At 68.0% G+C, this 16,192-nt stretch carries 16 protein-coding genes; 4 read left to right on the plus strand and 12 right to left on the minus strand.

Going from position 1 to position 16,192, the window contains the following annotated elements:
• Positions 1-203 precede the first annotated feature (203 nt).
• The gene (locus tag ABIE41_RS16445) at positions 204-1,082 is read left to right on the plus strand and encodes a LysR substrate-binding domain-containing protein (RefSeq protein WP_192641392.1); all 879 of its coding nucleotides are present in this window, start codon (positions 204-206) and stop codon (positions 1,080-1,082) included.
• A gap of 147 nt (positions 1,083-1,229) precedes the next feature.
• Entirely contained in the window at positions 1,230-2,177 is a 948-nt protein-coding gene (locus ABIE41_RS16450) for a helix-turn-helix domain-containing protein (RefSeq protein ID WP_192641393.1), read from the plus strand.
• A 57-nt stretch (positions 2,178-2,234) separates the two neighbouring features.
• Here ABIE41_RS16450 and ABIE41_RS16455 read toward each other — a convergent pair whose 3' ends face one another.
• Genes ABIE41_RS16455 through ABIE41_RS16470 form a run of 4 tightly spaced genes read right to left on the minus strand, consistent with a single transcriptional unit; the run spans position 2,235 to position 6,713 of the window.
• A complete protein-coding gene (locus ABIE41_RS16455; RefSeq protein WP_192641394.1) occupies positions 2,235-2,912 on the minus strand; it encodes a hydrolase in 678 nt (225 codons plus the stop codon).
• A 48-nt stretch (positions 2,913-2,960) separates the two neighbouring features.
• A complete protein-coding gene (locus tag ABIE41_RS16460) occupies positions 2,961-4,565 on the minus strand; it encodes an MFS transporter (protein ID WP_354192540.1) in 1,605 nt (534 codons plus the stop codon).
• Position 4,566: 1 nt separating this feature from the next.
• Entirely contained in the window at positions 4,567-6,444 is a 1,878-nt protein-coding gene (locus ABIE41_RS16465) for an amidohydrolase (protein ID WP_192641396.1), read from the minus strand.
• The gene (locus ABIE41_RS16470; RefSeq protein ID WP_192642825.1) at positions 6,441-6,713 is read right to left on the minus strand and encodes a XapX domain-containing protein; all 273 of its coding nucleotides are present in this window, start codon (positions 6,711-6,713) and stop codon (positions 6,441-6,443) included. Before ABIE41_RS16470 ends, ABIE41_RS16465 begins: the two co-directional genes overlap by 4 nt.
• A 324-nt stretch (positions 6,714-7,037) precedes the next feature.
• On the opposite strand from ABIE41_RS16470, the gene ABIE41_RS16475 reads away from it, so the two are divergent.
• Positions 7,038-7,970 (plus strand): ring-cleaving dioxygenase, encoded by a 933-nt coding sequence (locus tag ABIE41_RS16475; RefSeq protein ID WP_192641397.1) that lies wholly within the window; start codon positions 7,038-7,040, stop codon positions 7,968-7,970.
• A gap of 93 nt (positions 7,971-8,063) precedes the next feature.
• On the opposite strand, the gene ABIE41_RS16480 is transcribed toward ABIE41_RS16475, so the two are convergent.
• On the minus strand, positions 8,064-8,906 hold the full coding sequence (locus ABIE41_RS16480; RefSeq protein WP_192641398.1) for an alpha/beta fold hydrolase: 843 nt from the start codon (positions 8,904-8,906) through the stop codon (positions 8,064-8,066).
• 292 nt (positions 8,907-9,198) lie between these two features.
• Here ABIE41_RS16480 and ABIE41_RS16485 point away from each other — a divergent pair, with 292 nt between their 5' ends.
• Complete coding sequence (locus ABIE41_RS16485; protein ID WP_192641399.1) at positions 9,199-9,462, plus strand: DksA/TraR family C4-type zinc finger protein; 264 nt, start codon at positions 9,199-9,201, stop codon at positions 9,460-9,462.
• 83 nt (positions 9,463-9,545) lie between these two features.
• On the opposite strand, the gene ABIE41_RS16490 is transcribed toward ABIE41_RS16485, so the two are convergent.
• Genes ABIE41_RS16490 through ABIE41_RS16520 form a run of 7 tightly spaced genes read right to left on the minus strand, consistent with a single transcriptional unit; the run spans position 9,546 to position 16,163 of the window.
• Entirely contained in the window at positions 9,546-10,499 is a 954-nt protein-coding gene (locus tag ABIE41_RS16490; RefSeq protein WP_192641400.1) for a catechol 2,3-dioxygenase, read from the minus strand.
• Positions 10,496-11,605, minus strand: a complete 1,110-nt coding sequence (locus ABIE41_RS16495) for a 5-methyltetrahydropteroyltriglutamate--homocysteine S-methyltransferase (RefSeq protein WP_192641401.1) — start codon at positions 11,603-11,605, stop codon at positions 10,496-10,498. The genes ABIE41_RS16490 and ABIE41_RS16495 overlap by 4 nt, the downstream gene beginning before the upstream one ends.
• 20 nt (positions 11,606-11,625) lie before the next feature.
• Positions 11,626-12,351 (minus strand): ABC transporter ATP-binding protein, encoded by a 726-nt coding sequence (locus ABIE41_RS16500; RefSeq protein WP_192641402.1) that lies wholly within the window; start codon positions 12,349-12,351, stop codon positions 11,626-11,628.
• Positions 12,344-13,096, minus strand: coding sequence for an ABC transporter ATP-binding protein (locus tag ABIE41_RS16505; RefSeq protein ID WP_192641403.1), 753 nt, complete (start codon positions 13,094-13,096; stop codon positions 12,344-12,346). The genes ABIE41_RS16500 and ABIE41_RS16505 overlap by 8 nt, the downstream gene beginning before the upstream one ends.
• The gene (locus tag ABIE41_RS16510) at positions 13,093-14,100 is read right to left on the minus strand and encodes a branched-chain amino acid ABC transporter permease (protein WP_192641404.1); all 1,008 of its coding nucleotides are present in this window, start codon (positions 14,098-14,100) and stop codon (positions 13,093-13,095) included. Before ABIE41_RS16510 ends, ABIE41_RS16505 begins: the two co-directional genes overlap by 4 nt.
• Positions 14,097-14,954: a branched-chain amino acid ABC transporter permease gene (locus ABIE41_RS16515; protein ID WP_192641405.1), complete on the minus strand. Its 858-nt coding sequence runs from the start codon at positions 14,952-14,954 to the stop codon at positions 14,097-14,099. The genes ABIE41_RS16510 and ABIE41_RS16515 overlap by 4 nt, the downstream gene beginning before the upstream one ends.
• 33 nt (positions 14,955-14,987) lie before the next feature.
• Positions 14,988-16,163 (minus strand): ABC transporter substrate-binding protein, encoded by a 1,176-nt coding sequence (locus tag ABIE41_RS16520; RefSeq protein WP_192641406.1) that lies wholly within the window; start codon positions 16,161-16,163, stop codon positions 14,988-14,990.
• Positions 16,164-16,192: the final 29 nt, after the last annotated feature.

A 16,192-nucleotide genomic window follows, 5' to 3' on the forward strand; every position in this document is an offset into this window, starting at 1 on the left:
GTGTGCTCATCAGCTCACGAGAATCCTGCTACCGCCCTGGCTGGTTCAGGCGGGGTATCTCGATCGATGCGCAACGGCACTTTGCGGAGCACCATCCACAGACGTCGCTCGGTCAGAAGCACAGGCTCTCCGGCACCTGCGGCTCTTCACCGCCAGCATCCAAATTGCATCGGCATGGCCGTGGATCCGCGGGAGAGCGCTCGATGAACATGCGCCAGATCGAGGCCTTCGCGGCCGTGATGAGGGCGGGAACGGTGTCGCGGGCGGCGGAGATCCTCGGCGTCAGCCAGCCCGCAGTGAGCCGGCTCATCGCCGATCTTGAGGCTTCGCTGGGCTTTGGCCTGTTCAGCCGTGTCCGCAGTCGCGTCGTTCCGACCCCGGAGGGCCGCATTTTCTATGAGGATGTCGAGGCCAGCTTCCGGGGCATGGACCGGCTGCGCTCGACCGCGGCGCGCATCCGCGACAGTGGTGCGGGCGAGATCCGGATCGCCAGCCTGTCCTCGCTCAGCGGCTCGATCGTCCCCAAGGCGATCGTGAAGTTCCGCAACCGCTGGCCCGACGCGACGGTGACGCTGATGGTCCAGTCCTCCCGCGACGTGCGCGACGGGGTCGCCAGCGGCGCCTACGATATCGGGCTGGCGGCAGACGAGATCGACCTCACCGGCATCGAGCACCAGATCTTCGTCCAGCCGCGCGAGCTTTGCGCCCTGCCGCCCGGACATCCCCTGGCGGAACGCGAGGTGATCCGGCCGCAGGACCTCTCCGGCGTCGATTTCATCGCCTATGTGCCGGAGGACCGGGTGCGCCGGCGCTTCGAGATGATCTTCGCCGAGGCCGGGGTGCCGATGCCGCGGATCGTCGTGGAGACGCTCTATGCCTCCACCGTCTACGCGCTGGTGGCGGACGGCATCGGCGCCGGCCTGCTCACGAGCTATGCGATCACGGGGTTCGACCAAAGCCGTGTCGTGCTGCGGCCGTTCGAGCCCGCCGTCAACAGCCGCACCCTGCTGATCCGCCCGCCGGAGCGGCCCAAGTCGCAGCTGGTGCGCGACTTCATCGACTGCCTGATGGAATCGCGCTGATCCCGGCCCAACTCAGGGTCGGCCGCTCGCGGACGGCCTCATAATGCCATCGCATAGCCTCATCCAAGCAGATGATTGCCGGGCCCCTCCCCGTGCTGCAGCATGGGCCCGAGCCTGACACCACTATCGCGAACGGGGAGACCGACCATGGGATCGCCTGTCCCGCTGTCGAGCGACGGCTTCTTCGGGCAGCGCGCCGCCCGGCATTTCGGCGTGCACGGCCAGGAGGTCAGCGCGCTGCGGCTGGAGGGCGAACTGTCCCTGGTGGCGACGCGGCTGACCTGCGGCGACAGGCTGCGCGAGCGGACGCAGCCGGCGCCGCCGGACGCCGCCTTCTCGCTGCTGTGCCCGATCGATCGGCTCGACGGTCACAGCTGCTGGGTCGCCGGTGAGCCGCAACACCACGGGCCGCTGCCGGCGGGCTCGGTCAGCCTGACCGATCTGCGCGACAAGCCGCAATGGCAACTTTGCGGGCGGGTCGATGCGCTGCAGATCTACATTCCCGTCAGGGCGCTTGCAGCGGTGGGCGAGCGGCGCTCCCAGGCCGCGGTCGGCAGCCTGCGCTGCGATGCCGGGCGGCCGGACCCGATCCTCGCCGGCCTGTGCGACACGCTGATGCGCGCCGCGCAGTCGACCGGGTCCAACACGCTGCTGATCGACCAACTCGCGATCTGCCTCCTGACCCATGTCGCGGAGGTTTACGGCGGGCCCGGCCGCGCCGATGAACGCCCGAGCGGGCGGCTCGCGCCCTGGCAGGAGCGCCGGGCCAAGGAGATCATGGCGGCGCGGCTGGCTTCCGAGCTGACCATCTCGCAGTTGGCGAGCGAATGCCGCCTTACCGCCAGCCACTTCGCCCGCGCCTTCCGGCGCAGCACGGGCGTCGCGCCGCAGCGCTACCTGATGCAGCTGCGGGTCGACGAGGCGAAGCGGCATCTCGCGACGGCGCATCTGCCGCTCTCCGACATCGCCCTGATCTGTGGCTTCGGCGACCAGAGCCACCTGACCCGCGTCTTCAAGCAGCTGGTCGGGATGCCGCCCGGTGCCTGGCGCCGGCGGCTGGAGCCGGGCGCCGACAGGGCCCGCCTGTCGGCCTGAGCCACGGCGGCCAGCGCCTCCACGCCAGCCGCCCGTCCCGGGTGCGATTCAGCCGACCTAGGCCGGGTTGGGGCCGATGCGCTCGCCATGGGCGACACGCTCGGGCGCGCCATGGACCATGGTGTAGGCGTAGTCGATGCCCATGCCATAGGCGCCGGAATGCTCCTTGGCGATCGCGACGACGGCGTCATAGGTGTCCCGACGCGCCCAGTCGCGCTGCCATTCCAGCAGTACCTGCTGCCAGGTCACCGGCACGACGCCCGCCTGAACCATGCGGTCCATCGCGTATTTGTGGCCGTCGGCCGAGGTGCCGCCGGAGGCGTCGGCGACCATGTAGATCTCGTAGCCGCCTTCCAGCATGGCGCAGAGCGCGAAGGTGGTGTTGCAGACCTCGGTCCAGAGTCCGGAGACGACGACCTTCTTGCGGCCGCTGGCGGCCAGCGCGTCGCGGACGTTCTGGTCGTCCCAGGAGTTCATCGAGGTCCGCTCGAGGATCCTGTTCTCGGGGAAGACGGCGAGAAGCTCGGGATAGGTGTGCCCCGAGAAGCTCGTGGTCTCGACTGTGGTGATGGTGGTCGGAATGCCGAAGACCTTCGCGGCCTTGGCGAGGCCGACGACGTTGTTCTTGAGGACCTGACGGTCGATCGACTGCACGCCGAAGGCCATCTGCGGCTGCTGATCGATGAAGATCATCTGGCTGTTCTGGGGGGTGAGGACTTCGAGATAGCCGGACATGGTCGTCTCCTTGGCTGGGATGGAAGGCTGATGCAGGGGATCGCCCCGTCACGCAGGTGTCGGGCGCAGATCGAGGAAATGGCGAACGACCGGCGGGGCATCGCCGACATGGAAGCAACTGACCTGCTGCTGCAGCTCGGCATCGGCTTTGGAAACCCGCTTGTGCTGGCGCAGATGCTCGGCCCAGGACGAGACGACGAACCACTCGACCAGCTTCTCCGGGTCGGCAGTATCTTCAGTGATGCCCCAATCATGGGCGCCGTCGCGCCGGCGTGCGGCGGCGAGCCCATGAATCGCCGCGACGAAGGCATCGCGATCCGTCGCTTTGACCCGGTATTCGATCAGGATCAGGACAGGACCGCGGTCATGCGCGACGGCGGCGGCCACCAGCGGCTCGGGCCAATGATTGGAGGGCGCCAGATCAGCCTCGCCCGGCGGGAGCTTGACCCGGTGCATGACGACCGCGGCGACGAGCAGGCCGCCCGCCGCGATCACAAGTGTTCCCTGCAGGCCAGCGGCCTCGGCCACCGTGCCCCAGCCGAGACTGCCGGCCGTCATCGCGCCATTGAAGACAGTCAGATAGACCGCCAGCGCCCGCCCGCGCACCCAGTTCGGCAGGATCGACTGCGCCACGCCGTTGAGCGTTGTCAGCGCGACGATCCAGGCCGCGCCGAGCAGCAGCAGGATCGTCACGGCCATCCATTTCGGAGGGGCAAGCGCCAGCGTGACCATCACCGTCGCGGTGACGATGCCTGCCAGCAGCAGTAGGCCGTCGGCATCGAGCCACGCCCGCAAGCGCGGCAGGAGCAGCGCCCCGATGATGGCGCCGGCCCCGACTGCACCGAGCAGAATGCCGTAGAAGCCGGCTCCGCCGCCCAGCAGATTGCGCGCGACCAGCGGCAGTAGCGCCCAGACCGCGCTGGCGCAGGCGAAGAACACCGCGGCGCGCAGCAGCACGACATGCAATTCGCGGCTCGCCCGCGCATAGCGCAGCCCGGCGATGAAGGCGCCGGTGAAGCGCTCGGACAAGGCATCGTCTGCATGGGGCGCGCGCCGCCACCAGACCAGGGCGGCGATGACGACGACGTAGCTCAGCACGTCGGCGCCATAGGTGAAGCCGGCGCCGAGCGTCGCCAGGATCAGACCGCCCAGCGCCGGGCCGATGGCGCGGGCAATGTTGATGCCCAGCGAATTGAGCGCGACCGCGCTCTTCAGATCGGGCTTCTCGACCAGTTCGGGCACGATCGCCTGCCAGGTCGGCGCCATCAGGGCGGCCCCGATGCCGCCGAGGAAGGTCAGGCCCACCAGCGAACTCACGCTCAGCAGACCGGCCGTCGACAACAGCATCAGCGACAGGCTGACGAACCCGAGCAGAATCTGGATCGCGATCAGGAATTTGCGGCGGTCGAGAATGTCGGAGAGCACGCCGGCCGGGATCGCCAGCAGGAAAATCGGTAGCGTCGCGGCCGCTTGGACGAGTGCGACCGCCGCCGGCGCCCCCGACAGGTCGGTGACCAGCCAGGCGCTGGCGACGTCGCGCATGAAGGAGCCGACATTGCCGATGATCGTTGCCGCCCAGAGCACGGCGAAGACGCGCCCGCGCAGCGGCGCGAAGGCCGAAGCGGTTGTGGCCTTAGGCGGTGTCTCCGTCACCTTACACCGCCCAGCAGGCGCAGCCGAGCGCACCCCAGAAGCTCCGGAGGTCGGAGACCGGCAGCCCACTCCCCCAGGCGCCGGCATGGTCATGCCCATGGACACCGCAGGAACTGGCGCAGCCGCAGGCGGTCATCGCGGTCCGACGCAGCGAGTTCTTGCCCGCGCCGTCCGGCTCGCCCCAGGCGCCATAGCCCCGGAAGGTCCGCACCGGCGACCAGTCCGGCATCGCCGGTGGTGGCGCGCTGTCGTCGAGCGTGGTGAACGCGCCCGCGCCATAGACGATCCTGCCGCCGACGATGGTCAGCTCGGCCGATATGTAGGAGATCTCGTCCTCCGGGCAGACGAAGAAGTCGCGGTCCGGTACGATCAGATCGGCGAGCTGGCCAACCGCGATACGGCCCTTCTTGCCCTCCTCGTTAGAGAACCAGGTGACGTTCTCCGTCCACATGCGCAGCGCGGTTTCGCGGTCGAGACAGTTGCGCTCCGGCGTGAGGCGCAGGCCCCCGAGCGTGCGGCCGGTGATCAGCCAGGCCAGCGAAACCCAGGGGTTGTAGGAGGCGACGCGGGTGGCATCCGTACCGGCCGAGGTCCTGACGCCCTTCTCCAGCATGCGCGCGACGGGCGGCGTGGCCTCGGCGGCGCGCATCCCATAACGCGCGACGAAGTCCTCGCCCTGGAAGGCCATGCGATGCTGTACGGCGACGCCGCCGCCGAGCGCCGCGACACGGTCGATCGAGCGCTCCGAGATCGTCTCGGCATGGTCGAAGAACCAGTTCAGCCCTGCGAGCGGAATCTCCTGGTTCACCTTCTCGAAGACGTCGAGTGCGCGCGAGATCGTCTCGTCATAGGTGGCGTGCATCCGCCAGGGCCAGCGGTTCTCGGCGAGGATGCGCACCACGCCTTCGAGGTCGTCCTCCATCTGCGGCGGCATGTCCGGCCGCGGCTGGCGGAAATCCTCGAAATCGGCGGCCGAGAACACCAACATCTCGCCGGCACCGTTGTGGCGGAAATAGTCGTCGCCCTGCTTGTAGGTGGAGGTCTTCGTCCAGTTGAGGAAGTCCTCCTTCTCCTGCCCGGCCTTCTGCGTGAACAGGTTGTAGGCGAGCCGGATGGTGAGCTGGTTCTCGTCGGCGAGCTGCTGGATGACCGCGTAGTCGTCCGGATAATTCTGGAAGCCGCCACCGGCATCGATCGCCCCGGTGACGCCGAGGCGGTTGAGCTCGCGCATGAAGTGCCGCGTCGAGTTGACCTGATAGTCGAAGGGCAGCTTGGGGCCCTTGGCCAGCGTCGCATAGAGGATGCCGGCATTGGGCTTCGCCAGCAAAAGCCCGGTCGGGTTGCCGGCAGCGTCGCGCGTGATCTCGCCGCCCGGCGGGTTCGGGGTCTCCTTCGTGTAGCCGACAGCCCGCAGCGCGGCGCCGTTGAGCAGCGCGCGGTCGTAGAGATGCAGCAGGAAGACCGGCGTGTCGGGCGCCACAGCGTTGATCTCCTCGATCGTCGGCAGGCGCTTCTCGGCGAACTGGTGCTCGGTGAAGCCGCCGACGACGCGGACCCATTGCGGCGGAGGCGTCACGGCGACCTGGCGCCTGAGCATGTCCATCGCGTCGGCGAGCGAGCGCACCCCGTCCCAGCGCAGCTCCAGATTGAAGTTCAGGCCGCCGCGGATGATGTGGAGATGGTTGTCGATCAGCCCTGGCAGGACGCGCTTGCCCTTGAGGTCGAGGATGCGCGTCTGCGGTCCGGCCTGCGCCATCACCTCGGCCTCGTCGCCGACCGCGACGAAGCGGCCGTCCCGGATCGCGGCGGCGCTGGCGACCGGGTTGCTGCGGTCCAGCGTCGTGATGCGGGCGTTGCGCAGGATCAGCTCGGCGGTCATGTCCTCTCCCTCTCGCCGCTCGGGCCAGGGCGCCGATCTCCCGCCGGCAGATGGCCGAAGACATGCGGCTTGACCTGACGATGCCAGGATTGCGCCGTGGGCTCACGGCTCCACAGGCCCTTGAGCAGGGGTGGTAGCTGCTCGCCGACGAGGATCCCGAGCAGGCCGACGAGCGCGACCACAGGAGGGGCCGGCGAGCGGACCTGGATCAGGCTGTAGATGATACCGACCAGCAGGCCGGCGCCGAGCGACATGAGATAGATTTTCATCGTCTGTGGCCCTGCCAGCAGCGACGCGCATCGGCGCCCTACGCTGCCCGTCAAGGTGACGATGCCCCCTTGGCGCGTCTTGTCCGGATCCGCGGCGCTTTGTCGGAATGCGTCGACGCCTCGGTTTGGGCGTGCCCGGTTTGGCGCCTGGCGGGTGACGTCCTCGCCGGTCTCCTGCATCGGGGCTTGGGGCGGGGCCGGCAAAAGGTGAAGGCTTCGTCCAAGACGTGAAGCGGAAACCGACGTTTCCTATCGCCCAGAAGCGCCGAGGCTCAGTTCTCGTCAAAGCGCCGGGTCGAATGCGAACACGTCGGGGAGCAGCAGATGTCGCCAGTGAGCGGTCGTGGTTTGCATCACGTCACCGTCGTCGCCACCGACCCGGGCCGGAATCTGGATTTCTACCGGCACGTGCTGGGACTGCGCCTGGAAAAGCGCACCGTCACGCATGAGGACCCCGGCGCCTACCACCTGATGTACGGTCAGAACGACGGCCGGCCCGGCGGTCATCTAACCTTCTTCTCCTGGCGCAGCGCGGCGCCAGCCCCCCGACAGCCAGATGATGTCGAGTTCCTATCCTTTGCCGTGGATGCCGCGGCGCTCGACTGGTGGGAAGAGCGCCTGGACCGGATGAAGGTTGCCTGCCATCGCGAGGCAATGCCCTCCGGAGCGCCTGCGATCACCCTGCAGGACCCCGACGGCACCGCTCTGGCGCTGGTCGGCGGCTTGGCGGGCCGAGGAGGGCGGGAGGGCGCCGGCATCCCCGGGGCCTTTGCCATCCATGGACTCCGGGCGGTGGCGCTGAGCCTCCACGACACCGATCTCATGGCCGTCATCCTGACGGAGGTTCTGGGCTACGCGGAAACCGGGCGCTGCGGAGACTGGACCGCGTTTTCGGCGCATGATCAGGCGGGAGGAGAGTTTCTGCTCCATCGCCGGGGCGACGACCGGCGGGCGCGGCTTGGAGCGGGGTCCATCCACCACGTCGCCTTTCGCACCTCTGACGACGAGACTCAGGCGCGGATGGCCGCTCTGCTCAAGAGCCGGGTCGGCATCGAGGCCAGCCCGGTCAAGGACCGCTTCTATTTCCGCTCGATTTATTTCCGTGGTCCCGACGGTATCCTGATCGAGATGGCAACCGACGGACCGGGGTTGCTGATCGACGAGGCCCGCGACAACCTCGGTGAGCGGCTCGTCCTGCCGCCGGGGCTGGAGGGCCGCCGCGATGAACTGCTGCGCCTTCTGCCGCCGCTGGCCTGAGCCCGGGCCGCCGGTCGCCGTGAGCGGACGCAGCGAGGGAGAGGCGGACCCGCCCTGCCGTCGCCGCGCCCGGTTTCTGTGGCGCAGGCTGTCTCAGCCCTTCACGAAAGCCAGCAGGTCGGGATTGATGACGTCGGCATTGACCGTCAGCATCCCATGGGAAAAGCCCTTGTAGACCTTCAACGTGCCGTTCTTGAGCAGCTTGACCGAAATCTCGGCGCTGGCCGCGATCGGGACGATCTGGTCGTCGTCGCCATGCATCACCAGCGTCGGCACGGTGATCGAGGTCAGGTCCTCGGTCTGGTCGGTCTCGGAGAAGGCCTTGATGCCGTCGTAGTGGGCCTTGGCGCCGCCATTCATGCCCTGGCGCCACCAGTTGAGGATCACGCCCTGATCGGCCTTCGCGCCGTCCCGGTTGAAGCCGTAGAAGGGGCCGGCCGGCAGATCGTGGAAGAACTGCGCGCGGTTGTCGGCGAGCGCCTTGCGCAGCCCGTCGAAGACCGACATCGGCAGGCCGCCGGGATAACGCTCGGTCTTGAGCATGATCGGCGGCACGGCGGAAACCAGAACGGCCTTGGCGACGCGGCCCTGCGGCTGGCCGAATTGCGCGACATAGCGGGCGACCTCGCCGCCGCCGGTCGAGTGGCCGATATGCACGGAGTTGCGAAGGTCGAGATGCTCGGCGACGGCCGAGGCGTCGGCGGCGTAATGGTCCATGTCGTTGCCGGTATCGACCTGCGAGGAGCGGCCATGGCCACGCCGGTCATGCGCGACGACGCGGAAGCCATGGCTGAGGAAGAACAGCATCTGGCCGTCCCAGTCGTCGCTGCTCAGCGGCCAGCCATGATGGAACATGATGGGCTGGGCGCTCTTGGGGCCCCAGTCCTTGTAGAAGATGTCGACGCCGTCCTTGGTCTTCACGAACCTGCTGCTCATCTGCTGCATCCTTGTATCGGGAGGGGGGCTGGCGCGATTGCCTGCGGGAGAACGCGTCCGGTGGTGTCCGCGATCACCTCGCGCGGAAGAGGTAAGGCTCGCCGCTCGCCGGGGATTGCAGATTAGCGTCGCGGCTTGGCTGGATTTGCGGTGACAGCCGGCTCAAATGGCCCGCAGTCCGCTCAAGACGCACCGCGCCCCACGCGTCACCGGACATCGATCACTCCGGGGAGCACGGGCACACCGGAACCGAGAGCCGCGATCTCCGTTTCGCTGCCACAGGAGGATTGCCATGGCCAGCGGGTGGGCTCCGGACGGAGCTGTTCAGGATCAGATCGACGACTCCGTCTCCGACGCTGTCAAACTTGCCCGTTCGCGCCTGCCGACGGGGCCGGGCGAGATTCATTGCCAGCAATGCGGCGAGGAGATCCCGCCGGCGCGGCGCGCCGCGATGCCCGGCGCGCGGCTATGCGTGGACTGCCAGTCGGGACATGACCGCCCGGCCATGGCGTCGGCCTATAACCGCCGCGGCAGCAAGGACAGCCAGTTGCGCTAGGGGCAAAGGGCACTGGCCGTGTCATCGGAGCGACCAGAGCCCGACCCTCTACGGGCTGGCCGACGAGCGTCCGCTTTCCGCAGTCAGGTTGCCGGCGGCGTGCCGTGGGTGTGGAAGCTGTCGATCGTCTTGAGCCCCCAGGCCTGGCCCTTCTTGCGCTCGGTCTCGGTCCAGGTCACGGGCTGCCAGTCCGGATCGAGGATCAGTCGCGCTCCGGCGTTGGCAATCTCGACGCGGTTGCCGGCGGGCTCGTAGACATAGAGGAAGAAGGTCTGCTGCACGGCGTGCTTGTGCGGCCCGGTCTCGATGAAGACACCGTTCTCCAGAAAGAGATCCGCCGCCTCTAGGATGTGCTCGCGCTGGTCGACTGCGTAGGTGACGTGGTGAAACCGCCCCTGCGCCTTCGTGTGGTCGCGGGTGTAGGCAATGTCGTAGCTCTTGTTGTTGACAGTGAACCAGCAGCCGCCGACCTCGCCTGAATCGAGCACGATCTGCTCGGTGACGCGGCTGCCCAGTGCCTTCGGCATGAAGTCGCGGATCACCGCGACGTCCTGCGCCAGCAGATTGACATGGTCGAGCCGGCGGACCGCGCAGCCGCGGCCATGGTTGCGCTGGGCCTGGTTCTTCAGCGCGGGCCGCTCGGCCGCTGGGGCGACGTATTTGGTGGTGTCGAAGTAGATCTCGAAGACATGCCCATCGGGGTCGCGGAAGCGATAGGCGCGGCCATGGCCGAGATCGCCCTCGCTCCAGCCGAGCCCTGCCCCCATCGCCTCGATCGCGGCGACGCGGCGCAGGAGGGCAGCCTCGCTCGTGGCGCGATAGCCGATGTGGCCGACTCCGGTGGTGTGCGACGCCGTCAGCTTGAGCGTGTGGAACTCGTAATCGTCCCAGGCGCGCAGATAGACGGAGTCGCCCTCCCGGCCGCTTTCGGTCAGCCCGAAGATGTTCACGAAGAAGTCGAGGCTGGCCTCGGGCTTGTCGGTGAAGAGCTCGACATGGCCGAGATGGGCAATGTCGAAACAGGGTTCGCCGGTCATCCCCAGACTTCCTTTGCGACCTCGAGGATGCGGCTGAGCTTCGCCCATTGCTCGTCCTCGGCCAGCACATTGCCTTCCTCGGTCGAGGCGAAGCCGCATTGCGGCGAGAGGCAGAGCTGGTCGAGCGGGGCGTAGCGCGCAGCCTCCTCGATCCGGCGCTTGAGATTGTCCTTGCTCTCCACCGTGCCGAACTTCGAGGTGACGAGGCCGAGCACGACCTGCTTGTCGCCCTTTGGCAGGAAGCGCAGCGGCTCGAAGCCGCCGGAGCGGTCGTCGTCCCACTCCATGAAATAGCCGTCGACGTCGATCTGGTTGAAGACGAGGTCGGCGACCGGCTCATAGCCGCCCGAGGCGATGAAGGTCGATTTGAAGTTGCCGCGGCAGGTGTGGGTGGTGATCCGCATGTCGGCGGGCTTCGCCTTCAGCGCCGCGTTCAGCACGTCGCGATAGACGAAGATCAGCGCGTCGGGATCGTCGCCGCGCTCGGCCAGCATCTTGCGCTGCTCCGGATCGCAGAAATAGGACAGGCTGGTGTCGTCGAGCTGCAGATAGCGGCAGCCGGCGTCGTAGAAGGCCTTGATCGCCTTGGCGTAGGCCTTGCCGAGATCGGCGTAGTAGTCCTCCATCTTGAGATAGGCGCTCGGATCGATCGCCTTCCGCCCACCGCGATAATGCAGCATCGACGGGCTCGGGATCGTCATCTTCGGCACGCGGCTGGTGCAGGAGGCGAGGAACTTGAAATGGGCGAGATGCGGATGGTCGTCCGGGAAGTCGAGCTTGCCGGTGACGCGGATGCCATGCCCCTTGGTGGCGACCCCCTTGAACTGGATGCCGGCATCGGTCTCGTAGGTCGTGACCCCGGTCAGGCCATCGAGAAAGTCGAAATGCCAGAAGGCGCGGCGGAATTCGCCATCGGTCACCGCCTGGAGCCCGATCTCCTCCTGCTTGCGGACGAGCTTGCGGATCTCCTCGTCCTCGATCCGCTCGAGCTCAGCTGCTCCGATCTCGCCGGAGGCGCGTTTGGCGCGGGCGTCCTTGACCGGTGCGCTGCGCAGCAGGCTGCCGACCATGTCGCCGCGGAAGGGCGGCTTGGTTCTCTGGCTCATGATGGTCCTCCCTCGTTGTGTCAGGCCGCGGCTGCGAGCCCGAGATGATGTTCCAGCCGTGCGGGCTCGGCGATCAGCGTCGCGCTGCGCTCCGCGAGCACGATCCGGCCGCGTTCGAGCACGATGGCGTCGTCCGTCAGTTCCAGGATCTTGCGGGCGTGCTGTTCGATGACGATGGCGGCGAGGCCTTCGTCGCGAAACAGGGTCTTGAGGGACCTGAGCAGTTCCTCGACGATGATCGGTGCCAACCCCTCCGTCGGCTCGTCGAGCAGCAGAAGTTTCGGATTCAGCATCAGCGCGCGGCCGACAGCCAGCATCTGCTGCTCGCCGCCGGAAAGCTGGTGGCCGAGATTGCCTTTGCGCTCGGCCAGGCGCGGAAACAGCCGCAGGACGCGGGGCACGTCCCAGGCTCCCGGGCGGGCCACCGCCGTCAGGTTCTCCACCACCGTCAGCGACTTGAAGATGTTGCGCTCCTGCGGGACCCAGCCGATGCCGGCCGCCGCGCGCTGCTCCGGCGGAGCCGCCGTGATGTCCCGCCCCGCCAGCAGGATCCGCCCGCCGCGGCGGCGCGTGACGCCGATGATGCTGTCGACCAGCGTCGTCTTGCCGACGCCGTTGCGGCCGAGCAGCGCCAGCGCCTGGCCTTCGCGCAGGGTGAGGTCGATGTCGAACAGGACCTGCGCCTCGCCATAGCCGGCGCTGAGATTTTCGACGCGCAGAAGCGGCGGATCCGTCGCGTCAGCCATGGGCGCCCTCCCCGAGATAGGCCGCCCGCACGGCCGGGTCGCGCGCCATCTCGTCGGGCGTGCCCTCGGCCAGGATGCGGCCGTTGACCAGCACAGTGATGCGCGTGGCGAAGCGGAAGACCAGGTCCATGTCATGCTCGATCAGCAGCACGGAGACGTCCTCCGGCAGCGCCGCGACCGTCTGCATCAGCTCGCGGCGCTCGGCCTCGGGAACACCGGCCGCCGGCTCGTCGAGCAGCAAAACGGAGGGGCGCGCCGCGAAGGCGGCGGCGATCTCGACCTGACGCTGCTTGCCATAGGGCAGCGTCGCGATGCGTCGGTCCATGATGTCGTCGAGCCGGAAGCGGGACAGGAGTTCGGCCGTCTGGTCGACGAGTTCGGATGCGCGGTCGAGCCTCGCAAAGGGCCGGGCGCCCTGGCCCAGACGCTCCGAGGTGACGAGGGCGATCATCTCGAGCGGCGTCATCGAGCCGAAGAGCTGGTTGATCTGGAACGTGCGGGCGAGACCGCGCCGGACCCGGGCCTCGCGCGCGAGCGTCGTGATGTCGTCCCCCATGAGCGCAATGCGGCCGGAACTGGGCCTGAGCACGCCTGTCAGCTGATTCACGAAGGTCGTCTTGCCGGCGCCGTTGGGGCCGATCAGGGCGTGGCGCGCGCCGCGCTCCAACGTGAAGTTGACGGCGTCGGTCGCCGTGATGCCGCCGAAGCGCTTGGACAGCGCGAAGGTCTGCAGCGCCGCGCTCACGGGGTGCCTCCCCGGCCGAGGCGGGCGAAGCGGCTGGCGACGGCGCGCACTCCGCCATGGATGATCTCGCGACCGCCGAGCACGAAGAGCACGAGGAAGAGCCCGATCCAGAACATCCAGTACTGCGGGGTGAAGCTGGAGATCGCGTCCTGCAGCAGCTTGAAGACGATGGCGCCAATGAGCCCGCCATAGAGATAGCCGGCGCCGCCGATGATCAGCACGAGCATGAGATCGGCCGAGCGGTGGAAATCGAGCACGTCGAGCGAGACGAACTGCGTTGTCTGGGCGAGCAGCGCCCCCGCCGCCCCGGCATAGGCGGCGGCAAGCGTATAGGCCCCAGCCAGTCGCCGGCCATTGGGGACGCCCGAGGCCGCTGCGCGCAACGGGTTGTCGCGGATGGCGCGCAGCGACAGGCCGAAGGGCGAGTTCGCGACCCGTCTGGCGACCAGGAACAGGACGAAGAGGACGCCGAGACTGTAGAGATAGGCCGTGCGGCCGAAGATGTCGAAATCGAACAGGCCCAACACGGGTCCCATGACGACACCCTGGAGGCCGTCGGCTCCGCCCGTCAGCCAGGCCAGCGAATTGGCGAGTTCGTAGAGGATCAGGGCCACGCCAAGCGTCACCATCAGGCGTGTGAGGTCGCTGCCGCGCAGGACGAGCGGACTGGTGATGAGGCCAAGCAGGCCGGATGCCGCCATGCCGCAGGCGAGCCCCGCCAGCGGGTCGCCCCCGACATGCTTGGCGAAGAGACCCGCGGCATAGGCGCCCATGCCGAGAAAGGCCGCATGTCCGAGCGAGACGATGCCGGCATAGCCCAGGATCAGGTCGAGCGAGAGCGCGAACAAGGCGAGGATCGCGATCTCGTTGAGGAGCAGCAGATGACGCGGGAAGAGCAGGAAGGCGGCAAAGGCAATCAGCCAGAAGGCGATCTCGGCCGGATGCCAGCGCCGGCTGCGATAGAGCGCCTCGCGGACGCGCTGATGGAGCGTCGCGCCGCTCATGCCCTCGCCCTCGCGAAAAGGCCATTGGGGCGGGTTAGCAGCAGCACCACCATCAGCGCGTAGATGATGAAGGCGCCGATCTCGGGCACGAGATACTTCCCGACGACGTCGGCCACGCCGAGCAGCATGGCGGCGAAGAAGGGTCCCGTGATGCTCGAGGTGCCGCCGACGGTGACCACGATCAGGAAGTAGATCATGAATTTCAGTGGGAAGGTCGGGTCGAGCCCCATCAACTCGACGCCGAGCGCACCGCCCAGCCCGGCGAGGCCGCTGCCGATCGCGAAGGTCAGGGCGAAGAGCCGGTTGACCGGGATGCCGAGGCCGCGCGCCACCCGCGCATCGTCCACCGCCGCCCGCAGCCGACTGCCGAAGCGGGTGCGGGTGAAGCCCCAGTGCAGCCCGACGGCGAGCAGCCCGCAGACGGCGATGACGAAAAGCCGATAGCGGCCGATGCCGATGCCCGCGATCTCGAACCGCCCCTGCAGCCAGGCGGGCAGGCGGATGAACTGCTGGCTCGACCCCATCAGCCAGTCGGTGCCGGCGACCGCCATGAAGACGAGCCCGATGGAGAACATCACCTGGTCGAGATGGCTCTTGGCGTACATCGGCCGGTAGAGCAGCCGTTCCAGCACCAGCCCCACCAGTGCCGCCGCCAGGAAGGCCAGCGGCAAGCTGGCGAGGAAGGGCAGCCCGAGCCGCTGCATCGCGAGCACGGTGACGTAGCCGCCGAGCATGGCGAAGGCGCCATGGGCGAGGTTGACGAAGTTCATCAACCCCATCGTCACGGAGAGCCCGCAGCCGAGGACGAAGAGCACCATCCCATAGGCGATGCCGTCGAAGAGGATGGTCAACATCGGCGGGTATCCGCTACGGCCGCTGCGCTTGCCTCACTTGCGTGCCTTCACCGGGTCCTTGACGGCCGTGATCGTCGCGAACTCCACGTTGAACAGCTCCGAGCCGACCTTCTCGGTCTTGCGGACATAGATGTTCTGGATGATGTCGCGGGTGTCGGGGTCGATCGTCACCGGGCCGCGCACGCTCTCCCAGGAGGCGCCCTTCATGGCCGCGATCAGCTTGTCGCCGGCGGCGTCGCCCTTCGTCGCCTCCAGCGCCTTGGCGATCAGGACCATGCCATCATAGCCGCCGACGGCCATGAAGTTCGGGCGCATGCCGGGATTGGCCTTCTGGAAGGCCTGGACGAAGGCCTTGTTGGCGGGGCTGTCGTGGGCCGCCGAATAATGATGCGTCGTGATGGTGCCGAGCGCGACCTCGCCCATGCCCTCGAGGATATCGTCGTCGACGACGTCGCCCGGCCCGATCAGGCGGACGCCGGCCTTGTCCAGTCCGCGCTCGACGAACTGCTTCATGAACTGCGCGCCGACGCCGGACGGCACGAAGACGAAGAGCGCGTCCGGCTTCGCCTCGGAGACCCGCTGCAGGAAGGGCGCGAAATCGGGGTTGCGGAGCGGCACGCGCACGCTCTCGACGGTGCCGCCCGCGCCCTTGAACTTGTTGGCGAAGGAGGTCTCTGCGTCGATGCCGGGGCCGTAATCGGTGACGACGGTGAAGACCTTCTTGATGCCGTTGGCCGCGGCCCAGTCCGCCATCGGCTCGGAGGCCTGCGGCAGGGTGAAGGAGGTCCGCACGATAAAGGGCGAGGCCTCGGTGATGGTCGCGGTCGCCGCCGCCATGACGACCTGCGGCACCTTGGCCTGCGTCGCGATCTGCGCGGTCGCCATGGCGAGCGGCGTCAGGCCGAAGCCGGCGAGCACCGCCACCTTGTCGTTAACGACCAGTTCCTGGGCGAGGCGTCGCGTCTGATCGGCGTTGCCCGTGTCGTCCTTGAGGACGACCTCGAGCTTGCGCCCGCCATGCACGGCACCCTGCTGGGCGAGGAAGAGCTTCACCGCAGCGTCGATCTGGCGGCCGGTGGAGGCGAAGGGCCCCGTCATCGGCAGGATCAGCCCGATCTTCAGCGCTTCCTGCGCCAGCGCCAGGGTGCTCGTCGACCCGGCCAGCGCGAGGCCGAGCATGCCGGACAGAATGGTCCTGCGAAGCGTCATGATGATTCCTTCCCCTGATGCGGCTTTCT

The organism is Bosea sp. OAE506 (assembly GCF_040546595.1).
Classification (GTDB): Bacteria; Pseudomonadota; Alphaproteobacteria; order Rhizobiales; family Beijerinckiaceae; genus Allobosea.